Genomic DNA, 18,483 nt, shown 5'->3' with positions numbered 1-18,483 from the left:
AAAAGTTTGCCGACCGACACAACCATATCAACGGCATTGAGAATTTTTGGAATCAGGCGAAACGTGTCTTGCGCAAATACAACGGAATCGACCGAAAATCTTTTCCTCTGTTCTTGAAAGAATGTGAATTTCGTTTTAACTTCGGGACACCAAAGCAGCAGTTAAAAACTTTGCGGCTTTGGTGTGGTGTTTAGGGCTAATCTACTTCAGCCCCTAATATTAAGTTGATTAACTATACAATGCCTGAACCTGTTGAAACCTCCCGAAATGGAGCCGCTATGCCCCGCATCAGTATTCCCCACCCTGAAAAAACCCTTTTCGGCACATCGGTTGCGGTACACATCGGCGACATCAATTACGGCAACCATCTTGCCAACGATGCGGTGCTGCGTATCTGCCACGAATGCCGTATCCGCTGGCTGGCGCAACACGGTTTTACCGAGCTGGACGCAGGCGGAACGGGATTGATTATGACGGATGCCGCCGTGCGCTATCTTGCTCAGGCACGGCACGGCGACATGTTGGATATCGTTATGGACATCTCCGACATAAGCCGAAGCGGTTTTACTTTGCTATATAACATTTCCCGCACGTCCGACCGGCAGGCGGTCGCCGCGGTACAAACAGGCATGGTATGTTTCGATTATGCCACGCAAAAAATAAGCCGCCTGCCGGAAAGCCTGCGGGCGGCGTGCGAGGCCGTCTGAAAACATTCAGACGGCCTCTGACAGATATGGCCCCGCCGACAGGAATCGAACCTGTATTTTACGCTTAGGAGGCATACGTTCTATCCGTTGAACTACGGCGAGCTTTTATCAAAACAATCAAGATACCCTTGCCAATGACTGTTCGGCCAGCGCTCTCATTGCTCGGGTAACTTCATTGTCGGGCAACACATCCAAACATGCTACGGCACTTTTTACCGCCTTCTCAGCCTCACCGGCAGCATAAGGCAACGCTTGGGAATCCATTACATGACGGTAAATTTTATCGAAAGAACCCCTGTCGGCATGTTGCAAAGCCTCTCTCACATCCTGCGCCACTTGCTCGCTGCCCTGCCTCATCAGATAAATTAACGGCAACGTCGGCTTGCCCTCCGCCAAATCATCGCCTACATTCTTACCGATCTCATCGGCGTTACCCGAATAATCCAACACATCATCAATGATTTGAAATGCCGTGCCGACATACATACCGTAATCTTTGAGTGCCTTTTCCTGCTCAGGAGTAGCACCGGCCAATATCGCCCCCACTTGGGCCGCCGCTTCAAACAGTTTGGCCGTTTTATATTGGATAACTTGAACATATTCGGCTTCGGTGATATCGGTGTTGCCGATATTCATCAGCTGCATGACTTCACCTTCTGCGATGATGTTGGTTGCATCCGCCATCACTTCTAAAATTCTCATACTGCCCGAACCGACCATCAGCTGAAATGCACGGGTATAAAGAAAGTCGCCAACCAAAACAGCCGCCGCGTTGCCGAACAGATTATTGGCCGTTTCCCGACCTCTGCGCAATTCGCTTTCATCCACAACGTCATCATGCAGCAATGTCGACGTATGGATAAACTCAACCATCGCAGCCAACGAATACAGCTTGGGGTCGTCATATCCCAACGCCTTCCCTGCCAAAATGGTAATAATCGGTCTCAAACGCTTTCCGCCCGCGCTGATAATATAAGTACCTATTTGCGAAATTAACGCAACTTCAGACTGCACAGCCCGGTTAACAACTACGTTTACCTTCTCAAGATCGTCGTTCAGATGGCGTTGGAAATACGGCAGATTATTTAACATGATGAAATGGCTTCAGTATAAAACTTGGAAACAAGCTGAGAAATATTTACGACGCGCGATTATAGCAGCAAAGCAAGCCCGCTGCACCGACATTCGGCTCCGCTTACTTTTTCCAAACAAATAAACTTTGACAAAACAGCAAAATATCATTAACATGGCGAATTTCGCGCATGGTGCGCGGAAGTTTAATAAACCCTTATGGAGTTGAGTATGTACGCGGTCGTAAAAACCGGCGGTAAACAATACAAAGTTACCGTTGGCCAAAAATTGAAAGTAGAACAGATACCTGCCGAACTCGACAGCCAAATCGAACTGAACGAAGTTTTGATGATTGCTGACGGCGAATCTGTAAAAGTGGGCGCACCCTTCATCGAAGGTGCAAAAGTGACAGCCAAAGTGGTTGCTCACGGTCGTGGCGAAAAAGTGCGTATTTTCAAAATGCGCCGTCGCAAACACTACCAAAAACGCCAAGGTCATCGCCAAAATTTCACCCAAATCGAAATCGTGGCAATTGCTTAATTAATCAGGAGTAAAGAAAATGGCAACCAAAAAAGCTGGTGGTAGCTCTAAAAACGGTCGCGATTCAGAAGCCAAACGCCTGGGTGTAAAAGCTTACGGCAATGAACTGATTCCTGCCGGTTCTATCATTGTGCGTCAACGCGGCACCAAATTCCACGCCGGAGAAAACGTAGGCATGGGTAAAGACCATACCTTGTTCGCCAAAGTCGATGGTTATGTGGAATTCAAAACCAAAGGCGCGTTGAACCGCAAAACCGTTAGCGTTCGCCCTTACACCGGTGCTGACGAATAAGCTGGCGCAACTTAATTGATTAAGTTAAACCGCACAAAGAGAATTTGTTTTTCTCGGTGTGCGGTTTTTCATTTCCGGATATATAGTCTATCAACTTGTTTTTAATACAAGGCAGCAAGCCGCCGGCAATACAGCATTACGGAAGCGATTCTATTACCCTTCAGCGGCTTACACATCGCTCTTTGAGCTAAGGCACAGCAATGCCGTAGTATAAAGTTAAGTTGACTGACTATACATATTCCTTTCACACAACAAATTCTCATGCGTGCCGCCAAAAGGCTTGCGAAGCGGTTTTAGCCTCATAAGCCTTCTTCACGGCACACCCTAAAAGGTGATGGATCAAGAACAGATTTTGAATCGAAAACGTAGCTCCCACGCCATCCGACACTATGCTTTAACCCGACCGGCCTGAATACTGCAATCAGATTCGGTTTATCCGTTATAATTCGTCTAAGGCCGTCTGAAAACAACTATAGCCAATCAACTTAACTTTATACTACGGCATTGCTGCAACTTGTATTAACAATATGCTGATTGACTGTATACAGCATCCTTACAACCGGCAAACATACGTTTTCGATATCTGCTGCAACGGCTTATACCGACCGCTTTGCATTTTTCAACCACCCTTAGCTCCGTTTTATTGACTGCTTTAATGCCAAAGGAACAGCCATGACCACCAACTGCGATATTATCATTGTCGGCGCCGGGCCTGCCGGACTGAGTTTCGCCCGTGCGCTTGCCGATAGCGGATTGAGTATTACCCTTATCGAAAAAAGCACGCTCGAAACCCTGCAAAACCCGCCTTATGACGGCCGTGAAATCGCGCTGACCCATTTATCAAGAGAAATCATGCAGCGTTTGGGCACATGGCAGCGTATTCCTGAGAACGAAATCTACCCTTTACGCGATGCCAAAGTATTGAACGGGCATTCAGAATACCAACTTCACTTCCCCCAACCGTCACACGCCAGAGGCGAACCTACCGATCGTCTCGGTTATCTGATTTCCAATCACAACATCCGCAAAGCATCTTATGAAGCCGTGGCGGAAGCGGATAATGTTGAATTTATCTGCGGCATGGGCGTAAAGGAAGTGAGAACGTCAACAGAGCAGGCAGAAGTTACTTTAGAGAACGGTAGCGTGTTAACCGCCAAACTGCTGATTGCCGCCGACAGCCGGTTTTCGCAAACCCGCCGACAGTTGGGTATTGCATCCGATATGCACGATTACGGCCGCACCATGTTTTTATGCCGTATGAAACATACTCTTTCCAACCGGCATACAGCCTTTGAGTGCTTCCACTACGGCCGAACCATCGCCCTGCTTCCGCTGGAAGAACACCTGACCAACACTGTGATTACCGTAGATAGCGACCGCGTTTCCTCGATTCAAAATCTGTCTCCCGAAGCATTGGCTGCCAGCATCAAACAACAGCTTGGCGGTCGTTTGGGCGACATGGAATTGGTGAGCTCCATTCATTCTTACCCGCTGGTAGGTATGTTGGCAGAACGTTTTTACGGCACACGCAGTGCATTGATAGGCGATGCGGCGGTCGGTATGCACCCTGTTACGGCGCACGGCTTTAACTTGGGTTTATCCAGTGCCGATATTTTGTCCGCCTTAATCAACGAGGCCGTGCAACAAGGGCGCGATTTTGCCTCTTCTTCGCTGCTTGCCCGCTACGACAGCAAACATTCTCTGCACGCCCGCCCGCTCTATTACGGCACCAATATGCTGCTGAAACTGTTTACCAACGAAACTCCGCCTGCCAAACTGTTACGCGGATTGGTGCTTCGAGTCAGCAACAATCTGCCGCCGCTTAAAAAACTGATTACCCAGCAGCTTACCGGATAAATCGGGCATCAATACCTCAGAGGCCGGAGCCTTTGCGCCCCGAACGCGGATGCAGTTCAAAGCGTAGCAGCGCAACCGATACAGACATAATCATAGATGTCAGGCGGCGCGAGCGAGCTGCGCCCAACGCAGAAATGCACCGCAGATAGGGATTTGCAGAGGTCTCTATTTAATATTTTCCTGTCCCTCCGCATCTTGGCTCACTTCATCCCCTTTTTGCGGCCATGATTCTTGAGCTAAGGCCGGGGGATCAATAACGGGAATGTCGCTGACAGGGGTCTGTTCTTCCAAAGCAATATCGGCATCGTTATTTTTGCCTGCCCCCTCTATTTCGCCCATCACCGAAGGGGGAGGAACGGCAAAATCCGGCGTATCGCCTTCTTGATGATCCGAGTGGCTGAGATAGGCTAAAGTTACGGCTGCACCGCTGCGTTTGTTTAACTGTTCTTGCAGGGTTTTCTTATCCATCAGGCTGTGCGCGCTTTTGCTGAAATGCTGAATCACTTTTTGATAACTCCGGTTTAAATCATCAACGGCAGCAGCAGTTTCAATGAAATGCTCGTCTACTTTTTGGCGGTATTGTCCGAATTCTTGCATCAGCGTTTCTCTGTCTTGCCTGTTTTGGTTCACTTTAGACCGAAGAATCAGCCACATAATGAGCAAACCGCAAACAAGCCCTGCCAAAGCAGCCAATACCAGTTGGGCTTCCCAAGGTAGCGTAGTATTCATGTTTTTTCCTCTTAAATGGATGGATAAGGCGCAGCAACGGCGTGGCAGAAATAAGTTTATGTGCCATACATTAATCTTATCAATGAAATCGCTTTGTAAACAATGGAATTTTCCGTACATGCAAAAAGATTGGCGCACGGCACCTACATGCAGACACCATTGGCATTAAGAATATATTGAACGTTGCGCTCAGCGGCACCAACCAACTCAATTCACATACTCAGGATCAGGCATGGTTGTTAAAAAAACGGTTGAAGTTGCTTGGCGGTTAGGCATATCGGCCGCATTGTTGGCTTATACTTTGAGCGGCTGTGCGCTAAAACGGCATTTTGAAAAAAGTGACGCCTGCAATCCACCCCAATTGGCGTGGTCGGAACTGAAACAGGCATGTGTGATTCCTGCGGCCGCGGCAGACATTACAATCAACCGCTTGGGTGGTCATGCGCCTGCATATGCGGTTTTCTCTCAAGACCGTTCACATGTGGAAATGTTTGCCGACGATATGCCCGCAGGCACGATTCTTGAAGCAGTAAAAGGCGGTTATGTTTCACCCGATGGTAAAATCCGATTGCTTCGGAGAGATACTCAATGGAAGCTTGTGCGATAATGTGAAACTGTGTTTTCAGACGGCCTACACAGTATTAGGCCGTCTGAAAACGCGGTTTGGTAAGACTTTTTCCGTTTTAACCACAACTGGAATACGCCGCTCTCAGGTAAAATAAGCGCTTTATTTGCCGCCAACCGCAGCAACCAACAGCGGAGCAGCATCGGCCATAGTGTTACAGGCAGCTGTGCCATTACCTTAACCGATCAGGTAATGCGGATTTTTATATCAACAAACCCAGTGTAAAGAACAAATCATGCTAACCGTTTACAACACCCTCACCCGCCAAAAAGAAGAATTTATCCCCATCGACCCTAAAAACGTGCGCATGTACGTCTGCGGCATGACTGTTTACGACTACTGCCACTTGGGGCACGCCCGCGTGATGGTGGTGTTCGACATGATTGCTCGTTGGTTGCGCGCACAGGGCTATCCGTTGACTTATGTGCGTAACATCACCGACATCGACGATAAAATCATTGCCCGCGCCGCGGAAAACGGCGAAACCATCGGCGAGCTGACCGAACGTTTTATCCGAGCCATGAATGAAGATGCGGCGGCTTTAGGCGTGATCCGCCCCGATGTGGAGCCGAAAGCTACCGAGCATGTGCAACAGATGTTGGGCATGATTCAACGCCTGATCGACAACGGCAAGGCTTATGCCGCCGATAACGGCGACGTATACTACGCCGTGCGCGAATTTGCCGCATACGGCCAGCTTTCCGGCAAGTCGCTGGACGATTTGCGCGCGGGTGAGCGCGTGGAAGTGGACGGTTTCAAACGCGACCCGTTGGACTTCGTTTTGTGGAAAGCCGCCAAGCCCGGCGAACCGGCGTGGGAAAGCCCGTGGGGGCAGGGCCGCCCGGGTTGGCATATCGAATGCTCGGCCATGAGCGAAGAGTTGTTCGGCGACACTTTCGATATTCACGGCGGCGGTGCAGACTTGCAATTCCCGCATCATGAAAACGAAATCGCCCAAAGCTGCGGCGCGCACGGCGGTAGTTGCGGCCACAACCGTTCGGGCGGCAAAGCGATTGAAAGTCATGTGAAATATTGGCTGCACAATGGTTTTATCCGCGTCGATAACGAAAAAATGTCCAAATCGCTGGGCAACTTCTTTACCATCCGCGAAGTGTTGGAAAAATACGATGCCGAAGTGGTGCGCTTCTTTATTTTGCGTGCGCACTACCGCAGCCCGCTGAACTATTCCGATGCCCATTTGGACGATGCCAAAGGCGCGCTCACCCGTTTGTACACTGCTTTGAAAAACACGCCGCCTGCTGAGTTTGCAGTCAGCGAAAACGCCAACGACTACACCCGCCGTTTCTTCGCCGCCATGAACGACGATTTCGGCACCGTAGAAGCGATGGCCGTATTGTTTGAATTGGTCAGTGAAATTAACAAAACCAGCAGCAGCGAACTGGCGGGTTGCCTGAAAGCGCTTGGCGGCATCATCGGTTTGCTGCAACGTGATCCGTTGGAGTTTTTACAGAATAGAATAATTACTCTTAAGTTTACCGATCGCTATGATATTAATCATGATCTCTCCAACGAAGAAATCGAAAGCCTGATTGCACAGCGCAAACAAGCGCGTGCGGAGAAAAACTGGGCGGAATCAGACCGCATCCGCGATTTGCTCAATGCCGAAAACATCATTCTTGAAGACGGCGCGGGCGGCACGACTTGGCGGCGTGGTTGATTGAAACACAGAGTTTGCTGAATCATTAACTGATTGAAGCTGAAAGGCCGTCTGAAATGTTCAGACGGCCTGATTTTTATCTGCTCCATTGAATAAATTGATTGTGATTATCATTTGTTTCTTTGTGTGCGATAATGCGCTTATTGTTTCCGAAGTAAGCACGTCAGCAAAGGAGAAAAGTGATGACTACCCGTACCGAACACGACACTATGGGCAATGTGGAAGTGCCTGCCGAGGCCTATTGGGGCGCGCAGACCCAACGCAGCCGCGACAATTTCAAAATAGGTGGCGAAACCTTGCCCGAGCCTTTAATCAACGCGATGGCGCTCGTGAAAAAAGCAGCGGCTTACACCAACGCCTCACTCGGCCGCATTCAGCAGGAGCAGGCCGATTTGATTGTGAAGGCGGCGGATGATGTGTTGGCAGGCAAGCTGGCAGGGCAGTTTCCTTTGGTGGTGTGGCAAACCGGTTCGGGCACGCAGTCCAATATGAACATGAACGAAGTGCTGGCCAACCGCGCCAATGAAATCGCCGGCACGGGATTGGCGGCGTATCAGCCCGTGCATCCCAACGATCATGTGAACCATGCACAATCGACCAACGATTCATTTCCCACGGCGATTCACGTTGCGGCGGCGATTGAAATCAACCGCTTGCTGATTCCGGCGGTTAAAGCGCTGCGCGACACTTTGGACGCGAAAGCCAAGGCGTTTGCATCTATCGTTAAGATTGGCCGAACCCATTTGCAGGATGCGACACCGTTGACGCTGGGGCAGGAGTTTTCCGGCTACGTCAGTCAGTTGGATCACGGTTTAGGCCGTCTGAATGATGCTTTGAAAGGTTTGTACGAACTGCCTTTGGGCGGTACGGCGGTGGGCACGGGTTTGAACAGCCACCCCGATTATACGGTGAAGGCGGCGGAAAAGCTGGCCGAACTTTCCGGCTTGCCGTTTGTGACTGCGCCGAACAAGTTTGAAGCGCTGGCCGGGCGCGATGCTTGTGTGTATGCTTCCGGCGCGTTGAAAACGTTGGCGGCGAGCCTGAACAAAATCGCCAACGACATCCGCTGGCTGGCAAGCGGCCCGCGCTGCGGTTTGGGCGAGATTAAGATTCCCGAAAACGAGCCGGGTTCGTCCATTATGCCGGGCAAGGTCAATCCCACTCAGTGCGAGGCGATGACGATGGTGTGCTGCCAAGTGTTCGGCAACGATGTGGCGGTCGGCATGGCGGGCGCGTCGGGTAATTTTGAATTAAACGTTTACATGCCGGTGATCGGTTACAACCTGCTGCAATCGGTGCGCCTGCTCGGCGATGCCTGCAACAGTTTCAACGAACATTGTGCCGTCGGCATCGAACCCGTGCCGGAAAAAATCGATTATTTCCTGCATCACTCTTTGATGCTGGTAACGGCGCTGAACCGCAAAATAGGCTATGAAAATGCGGCGAAAGTGGCGAAAACGGCTTATAAAAACGACAAGTCTTTGCGTGAAACCGCGATTGATTTGGGGTTGCTCAGCGGAGAAGAGTTTGACGAGCTGGTGAAACCGGAAGATATGGTGGCGCCGCGTTAAGTTTTAAAAGTGTGTGAAGCTGGCAAGATGTAGCCAATTCACTATTGAGGCCGTCTGAATTTTTCAGACGGCCTCATGGTTTTTAAAGCATCTTGATGATCAACCGTTTTTCTCGATAGGCGCGTTGTGTTCTTTCCACGCCGCAAAACCGCCGTCGATGTGCGAAACGTTGGTCATGCCCATATCTTGCAGGGTTTTGGTGGCTAAGGCGCTGCGCCAGCCGGCACCGCAAAATAAGATGAACTCGGTATCTTCGTTGGCAAAAATCGGTTTGTGGTAGGGCGATTCGGGGTCAGCCCAAAATTCGAGCATCCCGCGCGGCGCATGAAACGCATTGGGTACTCTGCCGCTGTGTTCGAGTTCGCGGATGTCGCGGATGTCGATTAAGGTGGCTTTTCCCGATTCGGCACGGCGGCGGGCTTCTTCAACGCTGTGCGTGGTGATTTGGCTCATGGCTTCGTTAACCAGCGCTTTGAATCCTTTTGTAATCGGCATGATTTTCTCCTGTGTAGTGTTTCCATCACATCAGGCCGTCTGAAACGGAATTTTGCCCGTTTACGATACGGACGGCGAACGGTGCGCGACGGCTTGATAAGCGCAGTCTAAGGGATATCGGCGCAACAGAAAACCGCAGCGTGTTTATCTTGGGACATTCCGTTTTTAGACGGCCTGAATGCGGCGAGGCTCAATGCGGTTTTTGAGTGACCGGCACGCAGCCCCAGCCGTCGTAGCAGCCGTTGTTTTTCTCAGCCAACACCATCAGCTCGTGCACATATTCGTCAATTTCGTCGGGCAGGGTGTTGTTGTAACGGCTGATGTTGAGTTGGTGGGGATATTCGCCGCCGTCTGAAACATGCTCGAGGGCAAGCATGGTGTAGCCGAGACCTTCAGCCTCGGAAGCAGCCGCTTTTGCATCGTCGGCGGTGGGGAAGTGGAGCCAATGGTCAACGGCGCGCTCGACTTCGTGGAGGTTGCCTTGCTGCTCGAGTTGCGTCCAGATTTTTCTGTTGACGATGAATTGGTATTCGTAGGCGTCGGGATAGAGAAAGCGCAAGTAGGCTTCCCATTCGGGGTCTGCCTCGCTGTGGTAGCTGTATTCGTAGCCGTTGTATGACTTCATTATGCCGTCGATAATTTTGTCGTAGTCTTGTGTGTCGGGAGAGTAGAAAATCAGGCTGAATTGGCCGTGGCCGGTTACGGAGCCGACCATAACTGCGCCCCGCGCTACCAAGGCGTCGGTGATATCGTCTTCGATTTTGCAGATCGCGGGGTATTCTTCCGGTGCGGTTAAGCCGTGTTCATTGGGCTGGCGGAGTTTGAGCGTGATCCAAGTGCGTTGATCCATTCCGGCCAGAGGAGCAAGGTCGTGCAAGGCTAAATTCAGGCGGTTGCTGGCGGGCAGATTGTCATCGGTTTGATAGAGGTAAGAACCCCAGTCTTCCGGCAGCTTGGGTGCGGAACGGGCGGGCGTGGAAGTGTCGGATAGTAATTGTTTAAACCATTTCATAATCATTGTGTTACTCCTTGTGTAGGGGGCGGCTGTTTTTAGGTATGCCGAGACCTTTGCAACCCCCCCGTCTGCGGCGCATTTCTGCGTTGTGCGCTGCCCGCCCGTTTGCCTATCGTGTGATGTGTCTGCACCCGCTGTGCTGCTAAGCCTTGAACTGCATCCACATCTGAGGGTTTTGCAAAGGTCTCATGCCGTTTTAATTGGAAAGTTTCTGAAGACTTCGTGTAATAAGAAAACAGGCCGTCTGAAAAGTTTCAGACGGCCTGTATTGTTAAGTTGGGCTGCGATTAGGCTTCAATCGGAATAATGCCGATTTTCGCCTGCCATTGCTTCGGCGCGATGGCGTGTACGGATTTGCCGCTGCTGTCCACCGCCACGGTTACGGGCATGTCTTTCACTTCAAACTCGTAAATCGCTTCCATACCCAAGTCTTCAAAGGCCACGACTTTGGCTTCTTTAATGGCTTTGGCCACCAAGTAGGCCGAACCGCCCACGGCCATCAGATAAACGGCTTGGTTGTCGGCAATGGCTTCACAGGCCGCTGCGCCGCGTTCGGATTTGCCGATCATGCCGAGCAGGCCGGTTTGTTCGAGCATTTGGCGGGTAAATTTATCCATGCGGGTGGCGGTGGTGGGGCCTGCGGGGCCGACTACTTCGTCGCGCACGGGGTCAACCGGGCCGACGTAGTAAATCAGTTTGTTGGTAAAGTCGACCGGCAGTTTTTCACCTTTGTTGAGCATATCGACCATGCGTTTGTGGGCGGCATCGCGACCGGTATAGATTTTACCGTTCAAAAGCAACACATCACCCATTTTCCAAGTGGCCACTTCTTCTTTGGTGATGTTGTTCACATCCACGCGCTTGCCGTTGTCGGGGCTGTATGTGATATCCGGCCAATCATCGAGCGAAGGCGGGGTCAGCACGGCGGGGCCGGAGCCGTCCAATTCAAATTCCACATGACGGGTGGCGGCGCAGTTGGGAATCATGGCTACGGGTTTGGACGCGGCGTGGGTGGGGTAATCCAAGATTTTTACGTCGAGAACAGTGGTCAGGCCGCCCAAGCCTTGTGCGCCGATGCCCAGCGCGTTCACTTTTTCAAACAACTCCAAACGCAGGGCTTCGGTGGTGGAAAGTTCCGCGCCCGAAGCGGCTTTTTCCTGTAATTCGTGAATATCGACGTGGCTCATCAGCGATTCTTTCGCCAACAAAGCCGCTTTTTCGGGCGTGCCGCCGATGCCGATGCCCAAGATGCCGGGCGGACACCAACCTGCCCCCATTGTGGGGATGGTTTTCAGCACCCAATCGACAATCGAATCGGAAGGGTTGAGCATGGCGAGCTTGGATTTGTTTTCCGAACCGCCGCCTTTGGCCGCGCAGGTTACTTCCACTTTATCGCCCGCTACGATTTCCATGTGGATCACCGCCGGCGTGTTGTCTTTGGTGTTTTGGCGTTTGCCCGCAGGGTCGGCCAAAACCGAAGCGCGCAAAGTGTTGTCGGGGTGGGTGTAGGCGCGGCGTACGCCTTCGTTGACCATTTCCTGCACGCTCATTTGTGCGTCCCATTGCACGTTCATGCCGATTTTCAGGAATACGGTGGCAATGCCGGTATCTTGGCAGATGGGGCGGTGGCCTTCGGCACACATGCGGCTGTTGACCAAAATCTGTGTCATTGCGTCTTTGGCGGCGGGGTTTTCTTCTTTCTGCCACGCTTTATATAAGGCTTGGATGTAATCGACGGGGTGGTAGTAGCTGATGAATTGGAAGGCATCGGCAATGCTTTGAATGAAATCTTCTTGTTTGATGATGGCCATGAAGAGTGTTCCTTTGGAGTGGTTTGATGGTTTGAAACACCGGCCGAACCATACCGGTGAAAGTTGATTTTCAGCTTTTAAAGGCTTGCGGCATCGTTACTTTCACACACAGATACGGCAAGGCCGCAGTATGACATCGAACGGCTTGCTGTATTGTTTGAGACGGCTTGGCGGGTTTCGGTTTGTGTTGTTGTACAGGCCTTTTCAGACGGCCTTTGGGTAAAGAATACAGGGTTATATTGTTAATTTGCGTTAATTTTAAAAAGAGCAGAATGAGAAACACGGCGTTTGAACGCGGGCATGTTGACAAAACCGGATGGGCAGATGCAGGCAGAGCGGCCTGTCAGCCCATCCGGTAGGATGTGTGCGGATACCTGTTTACTTATATAGGGTATCGGTTTGAGTTGAGCGGTAAAAGCAAAGCCTACCGGCACATCAGATCATAAAGCCCATACTTTGATCCATTTCGCCCGCCGGATTATTAACTGCTTTGCCGGTAGGTTTGGCCGGAACGCCCACTACGGTGGTGTGCGGTGCCACATCTGCCACCACCACGCTGCCGGCACCGATTTTGGCACTTTCCCCGATGCGGATATTGCCCAAAATAGAAGCATTGGCACCGATCATCACGCCGTCGCCCACTTTCGGATGGCGGTCTCCGCTTTCTTTGCCCGAACCGCCGAGCGTTACGCCGTGCAGAATAGAAATATTGTTGCCCAGCACCGCCGTTTCGCCGGCAACAAAACCTGTTGCATGGTCGAGCATCAAACCGTGGCCGAAACGGGCGGCAGGGTGTATATCGACTCCGAACACTTCAGACGAACGGTTCTGCAGAAAATAAGCCAACGTTTTGCGTCCGTGTTCATACAGCCAATGGTTGATGCGGTGCGCCTGTATGGCATGAAAACCTTTGAAATAAAGCAGGGGCAGCGAATATTCGTCGCAGGCGGGGTCGCGTTCGTAGCAGGCCAATAGGTCAAGCTTTACCGCTTCGATAATATCGGTATCGCAGCATAAAGCCTGTTGATACATTTCAAACAGCGCGCGGGCATCCATAATCGGGCTGGAAAGTTTGCTTGATAAATGGTAAGCCAACACAGAATCGAGCGAAGTGTTGCGCAGCACGGTTTGATGGAGAAAGCTGGCCAGCAGCGGTTCGGCAGCAACGGCTTCTTCGGTTTCAAGGCGGATAGCCTGCCATAAATCGAAATCGGGAGTATTGAGGTGGTCTTTTTTCATGATGGGCCGTCTGAAAACGTAGGTGGGATGTTTGTTATATATTAAGTGTGGTATTTTTGGCAAGAAATGAGTTTCTATTTTTAAGGAATGCAATACAACATCAAAAATGGTTAAATAAGTGATAATCTCTGTTTTAATAGGCTTTTCAGAAGAATCGGAGACTATCGGAAAGCATGATTTTATGATATGCAACTAAACAAAACTTAAAGATATTCGGTTGTTTTTTTATATAAGCGGTTGATAAGCTCAATTTTAGCCGATATGATGAGAATCCTTATCATCTCAAGAAAGGATTTTATGTATTATGGCAAGCTTCACATCTAGAGGAAAAAACAACAATAACTCAACTATTGCACTTTCAGGTTTGGTAATGCTGGCATTATCCGCATGCGGAGGTGGCGGCAGCGGTCAACCTTCAACCCAATCTACTGTTACCACTACTACAAGCTCTGTTACCCGAACGGCCGTTGATGCACAACCGATTGCCGTGAGTGCCAATAATGCAGGCGGCAAGGCCGCCCAAAGCAACGGCGCGTTCCGCTCTGCCGCCCCTGCCCCGTTGAAACCCTACACCGTAACCATCAACGGCCACACCCATGTGGGCGGCAAAAAAATCGTGTTGGACGATTTTGCCCTGTCTGCATTGAACAGCGTTCCGACTGCAAACGGCGGAAGCATCAGAGCCTACCGCCAAAAGCATTCCATTATTGCCGGTTACTTAGGCCCGAAACGCAAAATTGCCAAAGATGACAACGGCAAAGACATTATCCTGCAAGACCCGATGCGGATCGGCTTGGTTACCGGCGATATCACCCAAACCCTGCCTGAAACCGGCAAATACACTTACACCGGCCAAGCATTCAGCGATTCGGGTACAGGCCGTCTGAATTATCAGGTTGACTTCAACTCAGGCAAAGGCAGCGGCAGCGTAACCGGCATTGAGGAAACCGGTAAGATTACTTTGAAAGAAGCCGACATTAAAAATGTGGTTCAGCTTAACACTTTGGGCGACCGTGCGGTCGGCAAAGGTATTGAAGGTTCGGTACAAACCGAGAAAAAAGGCCACGGCGATTACACCCTCACCTTCTTCGGCCCCAACGCGGAAGAAATCGGCGGCATGATTTACCATTCCGGCGGTGAAATCGGCATAGGCGGTTCGAGAAAATAACGGCCGATTTGACGGCGAAAACATTTAAAATGTATTGCCACGCAAACTGAAGGCCACCTGAAATATCCTATCAAAAAATCGGCAGCATACTATTGGGTATGCTGCCGATTTTGTTCACTCATATTCAAACAATTGTTTTTAAAATAATTTAATTGTCAATCGATTGGATTCTCATATTTTGCAAATTAGATTTATATCAAATTATATTCAAAAAGCATGGTTGGAAATTGCATCCCATACCCTCTATGTAATAATATTTCAGAAAATTGTTTAAAATTTAACTTTCGTTGTAATAATGATTCGCAGCTTAAATAAAATCATCCAATCATCGGTTTCAATGGCATTCTTGGGCATCACCAGTTGGGCAACAGCGTATTGTTACGGTTGGGGTCAGGCACTTTTTTACGGCTACCCTTGGTGGCATGTGTCAAAAGGGCCTGACAACGTAGCCCGCAGTTTGTTTTATGTGTGCATCACTTCGATTATTTTGGCCATCGGTTACGGCCTAGGCTATGTGCTGCTCCGCGCAGTAAAGCAAAGCCGTTGGTTTGAAAATATCGGTTTTCTCAGAATTTTCATATTGTTGAGTGTATTATTCTTTCCTATCGTTATCGGTTTTTATCTGTTTGCCGGTTACATGCCGGTAAAGGTTTTATGGATTTACTTAGGCGTATCTTTAATGTTCTCTGCGGTTTTCCACCGCATAGGCAACCGTATCCGCATAGATATGTCGCTGATTCGGCACAAAGAGCATTACTCGCCGTTTTTTACGGTATTTATTTTTCTCTATTTTACGGTGCTTGCTTTCTCCATCGGATACACCCGGCCTTATTTCCGCACCACCTACGACAAAATGATGTATGAAAACAAGCCGTACTATATTTTGGCCAGCAGCAGCGATGTTTATATCATGGGCGAAAAAATCTGCAACAACCACGAATTTGTATTTTTCAACCACACCACTCTGAAAGGTTACAAAATCAACGTAGTGGAAATGCCGAAATACTTTGCCAACGATTTTGATTTGTAGAAATCATCTTTCCGGCCGCGCAATACCCCAAAGCCCGCCCCGCCCCCTCAAAAGACGTGCCGGTTGAAAATCCTTTATAATCTCTTTTTTTTTCAAACAAACTCTAAGTAGCAAAGGCCGTCTGAAAACATGACCCAAAATGCAAACCATCTGTGCTGGCTCGATATGGAAATGACCGGGTTGAACCCGGATACCGACAAAATCATCGAAGTGGCGATGATTATTACCGACCAAGATTTGAACGTGCTGGCGCAATCGGAAGTGTATGCCATCCACCAAAGCGACGATATTTTGAACAATATGGACGAATGGAATACCGCCACCCATGCCCGCACCGGCTTAACACAGCGGGTTCGCGAATCGACATATACCGAGGCCGAAGTGGAACAAAAACTGTTGGACTTTATGGCCGGTTGGATTCCCGAAAAAACCACACCGATGTGCGGCAACACCATTCATCAAGACCGCCGTTTTATGGTGCGTTATATGCCCAAACTTGAAGCTTATTTCCATTACCGCAATTTAGATGTATCTACCCTGAAAGAACTGGCGCGCCGCTGGAATCCGCCCGTTTATAAAGGCATAGTGAAAAAAGGCTCGCATCAGGCTTTGGACGATATTCTGGAAAGTATTGAAGAAATGCGTTATTACCGCGACACATTCATCAAACTGCCGCAACATTAAGCCCCATTTGGAAAACAGCCTCAGGCCATCCGGTGCCTGAGGCTGTTTGTGTACCGCACTCCGCATAAAATCCAATCATGCGCAAGCAAGCTAAACGAGTCTGCCCGCAAATTCTTTCCTTCTCTTCCAAAACGCGCGGCCTGCTTTGGGTTTGATATTCAAACAGCCCCCGTCGTCGCCATCGGTAACGATACTCAAGCCTTTCAGACGGCCTGTTTCAAGTGCCTGCCATAACGGGGCAAACCAATTGTTTTCCCATTTCTCCAAAATGTCTTTATAAGCCCATACATCGGAAGTGTGTCGGGTTACAACCAAATCGTCTAAAAATATCAGGCCGTCTGAAAAGGAACGCCCATGTTCCTGTAGCACATTTTGCCAAGCCGCAAAATCATACGGGGCATCCGCTTTTTCCCCCACATAAAACTGCGCCCACGGGCTGTCGCACGCCAACAGCGGCAAAGACGTTTGGCTGCCGGCCACGTCCTGCCACAGCCATAAGCCATTAACATTGGGGGCTTTTGCAGCAGTACGCGCGGCGTTGAGCGGATGGCTGTACAACCACATCTGGATTTCGGTTTGTTTTTGCAGCCAAATACCACTGTCCGGCCCTTCCGCCCGCACCGTGCCGTCTACCTGCCCGAGCACATCGAACACAGGCGCAGCCTGCCAACGCGGAGAAGAAGGCAAGGTAAGCAGCCATAAATCGGGGCGCACCACATAAAAACACCAGCCGTCTTGCTCTAAAAAATCATTCAGGCCGGCACACCATTCAGCGGCCTCTTCCGCCCGGATTTGAATGTCGGCACCGCCGAGCATATCCATTTGGTGCATGCCCATCTGCTGCCACACAGGGCTGGCGAACACGGCGGCCTGATGTTGCGGAATATTCAAATATTGCTTGGCCGCATCGAGCAGACTGCCGTTCCACAGATAGCGTGCATAAAATTCAGACGGCCTCGACGGTGTTGCAATATAACGACCGAAACGCAGCATTTTATTGAGTGAAGGCAAATACAGTGGCGGAATGTTTTCCGAAGTGTTGAAATTTAAAGCAGGGAGGGCTAAGGTTAAATACATGGGAGTAAATATGTTCAGGTAATCAAACCGTGCATATTTTACGCTATTGCGCGTATTTTTCACGCAGCAAAACACCTGCTTAAAGCAGGCGCACAGGTTTTATGGTAAACTTCAACATGAAAAGAAGCGTATAAAATCCTTGTGAAAATCAAAGCAATAGCACAAAAAACGGATTTATCCGCATACAGATAAGCATTTAAGAGGCCGAATATGACAAAGCCCTTGAGTAATTTTTTAAAGGCACCCGCCCAAAATAACGACCACGGCACTTTATCGGTCGTTACCCCCGAAAGCGAAGCACACACCGCCGACAGCAGCATCGTACACACGGAAACCGAACGTATTGCACCGGATTCAGCGGTGCTTTCTGCCGAACCGATGATGACGACTCCTCTCGAAGTGAAATCCGTGCCGGTTGAGCCGGTGATGGTAAGGCCGGAGCAGCTCCAATTCGATACGGCTCCACCGGCATCGTCTTCGGAGAACATTCAGACGGCAGAAGCTGTTGAAGAAACTGCCGGAAACATTCAGCAAACGCCTGCTGCCGAATCTTCAGAAGTACCCCAATTGGTGGCCACCGCCAGAGTAGCCGCGGCCAAATCACTAGCAATGGGTTTCAAACCGGCAATCAATGTCAAACCTTCTGCATTTATCAAACAGCAACAGCCTGCCGACAACACAACGGCTGTTGTTCGCAACGAATTGCCTGCCGCAGAAACGGTTGAACAAAAGACCCAACAGCCGTTATCGCCGGTCATTGCTGCCGAAAGGCCGTCTGAAAACATCACTGTTGCCTCAGCATCATCCGACGTTTCCGCTGTTTCCGCAAACGCGGCCAACAAAGCGGCAGAGCAAAAATCGGCACAACAGGCTGTTGTCGCGGAACTGCCTGAT

17 protein-coding genes, 1 tRNA gene and 2 pseudogenes are annotated in these 18,483 nt (G+C 50.1%); 12 read left to right on the top strand and 8 right to left on the bottom strand.

The window, feature by feature from the left end; translation table 11 throughout:
* A pseudogene (locus AKG43_RS12325) lies at positions 1–194 on the top strand (IS1595 family transposase); the annotation flags it as partial.
* An 84-nt stretch (positions 195–278) separates the two neighbouring features.
* Positions 279–707, top strand: coding sequence for a thioesterase family protein (locus AKG43_RS07375; RefSeq protein WP_054599922.1), 429 nt, complete (start codon positions 279–281; stop codon positions 705–707).
* A gap of 27 nt (positions 708–734) precedes the next feature.
* Here the strand turns inward: AKG43_RS07375 and AKG43_RS07370 are convergent.
* Together AKG43_RS07370 and AKG43_RS07365 are read right to left on the bottom strand one after the other, a co-directional pair.
* A tRNA-Arg gene (locus AKG43_RS07370) sits at positions 735–809 on the bottom strand.
* Between the two features lie 15 nt (positions 810–824).
* Positions 825–1,799 carry a polyprenyl synthetase family protein gene (locus AKG43_RS07365; RefSeq protein ID WP_054599921.1) on the bottom strand — a complete coding sequence of 325 codons (975 nt, stop codon included), beginning with the start codon at positions 1,797–1,799 and terminating at the stop codon, positions 825–827.
* 210 nt (positions 1,800–2,009) lie between these two features.
* Here AKG43_RS07365 and rplU point away from each other — a divergent pair, with 210 nt between their 5' ends.
* The 3 genes from rplU (at position 2,010) to ubiM (ending at position 4,467) form a co-directional block, all read left to right on the top strand.
* Complete coding sequence (gene rplU, locus AKG43_RS07360; RefSeq protein WP_095197892.1) at positions 2,010–2,318, top strand: 50S ribosomal protein L21; 309 nt, start codon at positions 2,010–2,012, stop codon at positions 2,316–2,318.
* A 19-nt stretch (positions 2,319–2,337) separates the two neighbouring features.
* On the top strand, positions 2,338–2,610 hold the full coding sequence (gene rpmA / locus AKG43_RS07355) for a 50S ribosomal protein L27 (protein WP_004284028.1): 273 nt from the start codon (positions 2,338–2,340) through the stop codon (positions 2,608–2,610).
* Positions 2,611–3,282: 672 nt separating this feature from the next.
* The gene (ubiM, locus tag AKG43_RS07350; protein ID WP_054599919.1) at positions 3,283–4,467 is read left to right on the top strand and encodes a 5-demethoxyubiquinol-8 5-hydroxylase UbiM; all 1,185 of its coding nucleotides are present in this window, start codon (positions 3,283–3,285) and stop codon (positions 4,465–4,467) included.
* 165 nt (positions 4,468–4,632) lie between these two features.
* Here the strand turns inward: ubiM and AKG43_RS07345 are convergent, their stop codons facing one another.
* Positions 4,633–5,196, bottom strand: coding sequence for a YhcB family protein (locus tag AKG43_RS07345; RefSeq protein ID WP_054599918.1), 564 nt, complete (start codon positions 5,194–5,196; stop codon positions 4,633–4,635).
* Positions 5,197–5,428: 232 nt separating this feature from the next.
* Here AKG43_RS07345 and AKG43_RS07340 point away from each other — a divergent pair, with 232 nt between their 5' ends.
* From AKG43_RS07340 to fumC, 3 genes are all read left to right on the top strand, one after another.
* Complete coding sequence (locus AKG43_RS07340) at positions 5,429–5,803, top strand: hypothetical protein (RefSeq protein ID WP_054599917.1); 375 nt, start codon at positions 5,429–5,431, stop codon at positions 5,801–5,803.
* Between the two features lie 253 nt (positions 5,804–6,056).
* The gene (gene cysS / locus AKG43_RS07335) at positions 6,057–7,499 is read left to right on the top strand and encodes a cysteine--tRNA ligase (protein ID WP_054599916.1); all 1,443 of its coding nucleotides are present in this window, start codon (positions 6,057–6,059) and stop codon (positions 7,497–7,499) included.
* A gap of 182 nt (positions 7,500–7,681) precedes the next feature.
* The gene (gene fumC, locus AKG43_RS07330) at positions 7,682–9,070 is read left to right on the top strand and encodes a class II fumarate hydratase (protein ID WP_054599915.1); all 1,389 of its coding nucleotides are present in this window, start codon (positions 7,682–7,684) and stop codon (positions 9,068–9,070) included.
* 99 nt (positions 9,071–9,169) lie between these two features.
* Here fumC and AKG43_RS07325 read toward each other — a convergent pair whose 3' ends face one another.
* Both AKG43_RS07325 and AKG43_RS07320 read right to left on the bottom strand, forming a co-directional pair.
* Positions 9,170–9,565, bottom strand: coding sequence for a rhodanese-like domain-containing protein (locus AKG43_RS07325; RefSeq protein WP_054599914.1), 396 nt, complete (start codon positions 9,563–9,565; stop codon positions 9,170–9,172).
* A 190-nt stretch (positions 9,566–9,755) separates the two neighbouring features.
* A complete protein-coding gene (locus AKG43_RS07320; protein WP_054599913.1) occupies positions 9,756–10,583 on the bottom strand; it encodes a DUF695 domain-containing protein in 828 nt (275 codons plus the stop codon).
* A gap of 50 nt (positions 10,584–10,633) precedes the next feature.
* Here AKG43_RS07320 and AKG43_RS13315 point away from each other — a divergent pair.
* Positions 10,634–10,773 (top strand): annotated as a pseudogene (locus AKG43_RS13315) (lipoprotein signal peptidase); the annotation flags it as partial.
* A gap of 94 nt (positions 10,774–10,867) precedes the next feature.
* Here the strand turns inward: AKG43_RS13315 and AKG43_RS07315 are convergent.
* Positions 10,868–12,391 (bottom strand): fumarate hydratase, encoded by a 1,524-nt coding sequence (locus AKG43_RS07315; RefSeq protein WP_054599912.1) that lies wholly within the window; start codon positions 12,389–12,391, stop codon positions 10,868–10,870.
* Positions 12,392–12,826: 435 nt separating this feature from the next.
* Positions 12,827–13,630, bottom strand: coding sequence for a serine O-acetyltransferase (cysE, locus tag AKG43_RS07310; protein ID WP_054599911.1), 804 nt, complete (start codon positions 13,628–13,630; stop codon positions 12,827–12,829).
* A gap of 304 nt (positions 13,631–13,934) precedes the next feature.
* Here cysE and AKG43_RS07305 point away from each other — a divergent pair, with 304 nt between their 5' ends.
* The 3 genes from AKG43_RS07305 (at position 13,935) to orn (ending at position 16,512) form a co-directional block, all read left to right on the top strand.
* The gene (locus AKG43_RS07305; RefSeq protein WP_082403015.1) at positions 13,935–14,798 is read left to right on the top strand and encodes a Slam-dependent surface lipoprotein; all 864 of its coding nucleotides are present in this window, start codon (positions 13,935–13,937) and stop codon (positions 14,796–14,798) included.
* A gap of 295 nt (positions 14,799–15,093) precedes the next feature.
* A complete protein-coding gene (locus tag AKG43_RS07300; protein ID WP_054599909.1) occupies positions 15,094–15,828 on the top strand; it encodes a hypothetical protein in 735 nt (244 codons plus the stop codon).
* Between the two features lie 129 nt (positions 15,829–15,957).
* Positions 15,958–16,512 (top strand): oligoribonuclease, encoded by a 555-nt coding sequence (orn, locus tag AKG43_RS07295; RefSeq protein WP_054599908.1) that lies wholly within the window; start codon positions 15,958–15,960, stop codon positions 16,510–16,512.
* 90 nt (positions 16,513–16,602) lie between these two features.
* Here the strand turns inward: orn and AKG43_RS07290 are convergent, their stop codons facing one another.
* The gene (locus AKG43_RS07290; protein ID WP_054599927.1) at positions 16,603–17,589 is read right to left on the bottom strand and encodes a hypothetical protein; all 987 of its coding nucleotides are present in this window, start codon (positions 17,587–17,589) and stop codon (positions 16,603–16,605) included.
* Between the last annotated feature and the right edge of the window lie 894 nt (positions 17,590–18,483).

It is taken from the genome of Neisseria sp. 74A18 (assembly GCF_001308005.1).
Lineage (GTDB): Bacteria > Pseudomonadota > Gammaproteobacteria > Burkholderiales > Neisseriaceae > Neisseria > Neisseria dumasiana.
Note: the sequence above shows the minus strand (reverse complement) of the source record. Positions and strands in the feature narration are given on the sequence as shown.

What these genes read in the sequence shown, in the direction of transcription:
- AKG43_RS07345 (WP_054599918.1), bottom strand. Translation starts at nt 5,196, where the DNA reads ATGAATACTACGCTACCTTGGGAAGCCCAACTGGTATTGGCTGCTTTG.
- AKG43_RS07375 (WP_054599922.1), top strand. Translation starts at nt 279, where the DNA reads ATGCCCCGCATCAGTATTCCCCACCCTGAAAAAACCCTTTTCGGCACA.
- AKG43_RS07315 (WP_054599912.1), bottom strand. Translation starts at nt 12,391, where the DNA reads ATGGCCATCATCAAACAAGAAGATTTCATTCAAAGCATTGCCGATGCC.
- AKG43_RS07340 (WP_054599917.1), top strand. Translation starts at nt 5,429, where the DNA reads ATGGTTGTTAAAAAAACGGTTGAAGTTGCTTGGCGGTTAGGCATATCG.
- orn (WP_054599908.1), top strand. Translation starts at nt 15,958, where the DNA reads ATGACCCAAAATGCAAACCATCTGTGCTGGCTCGATATGGAAATGACC.
- AKG43_RS07300 (WP_054599909.1), top strand. Translation starts at nt 15,094, where the DNA reads ATGATTCGCAGCTTAAATAAAATCATCCAATCATCGGTTTCAATGGCA.
- fumC (WP_054599915.1), top strand. Translation starts at nt 7,682, where the DNA reads ATGACTACCCGTACCGAACACGACACTATGGGCAATGTGGAAGTGCCT.
- AKG43_RS07290 (WP_054599927.1), bottom strand. Translation starts at nt 17,589, where the DNA reads ATGTATTTAACCTTAGCCCTCCCTGCTTTAAATTTCAACACTTCGGAA.
- AKG43_RS07365 (WP_054599921.1), bottom strand. Translation starts at nt 1,799, where the DNA reads ATGTTAAATAATCTGCCGTATTTCCAACGCCATCTGAACGACGATCTT.
- ubiM (WP_054599919.1), top strand. Translation starts at nt 3,283, where the DNA reads ATGACCACCAACTGCGATATTATCATTGTCGGCGCCGGGCCTGCCGGA.
- cysE (WP_054599911.1), bottom strand. Translation starts at nt 13,630, where the DNA reads ATGAAAAAAGACCACCTCAATACTCCCGATTTCGATTTATGGCAGGCT.
- AKG43_RS07305 (WP_082403015.1), top strand. Translation starts at nt 13,935, where the DNA reads ATGGCAAGCTTCACATCTAGAGGAAAAAACAACAATAACTCAACTATT.
- AKG43_RS07320 (WP_054599913.1), bottom strand. Translation starts at nt 10,583, where the DNA reads ATGATTATGAAATGGTTTAAACAATTACTATCCGACACTTCCACGCCC.
- rplU (WP_095197892.1), top strand. Translation starts at nt 2,010, where the DNA reads ATGTACGCGGTCGTAAAAACCGGCGGTAAACAATACAAAGTTACCGTT.
- rpmA (WP_004284028.1), top strand. Translation starts at nt 2,338, where the DNA reads ATGGCAACCAAAAAAGCTGGTGGTAGCTCTAAAAACGGTCGCGATTCA.
- cysS (WP_054599916.1), top strand. Translation starts at nt 6,057, where the DNA reads ATGCTAACCGTTTACAACACCCTCACCCGCCAAAAAGAAGAATTTATC.
- AKG43_RS07325 (WP_054599914.1), bottom strand. Translation starts at nt 9,565, where the DNA reads ATGCCGATTACAAAAGGATTCAAAGCGCTGGTTAACGAAGCCATGAGC.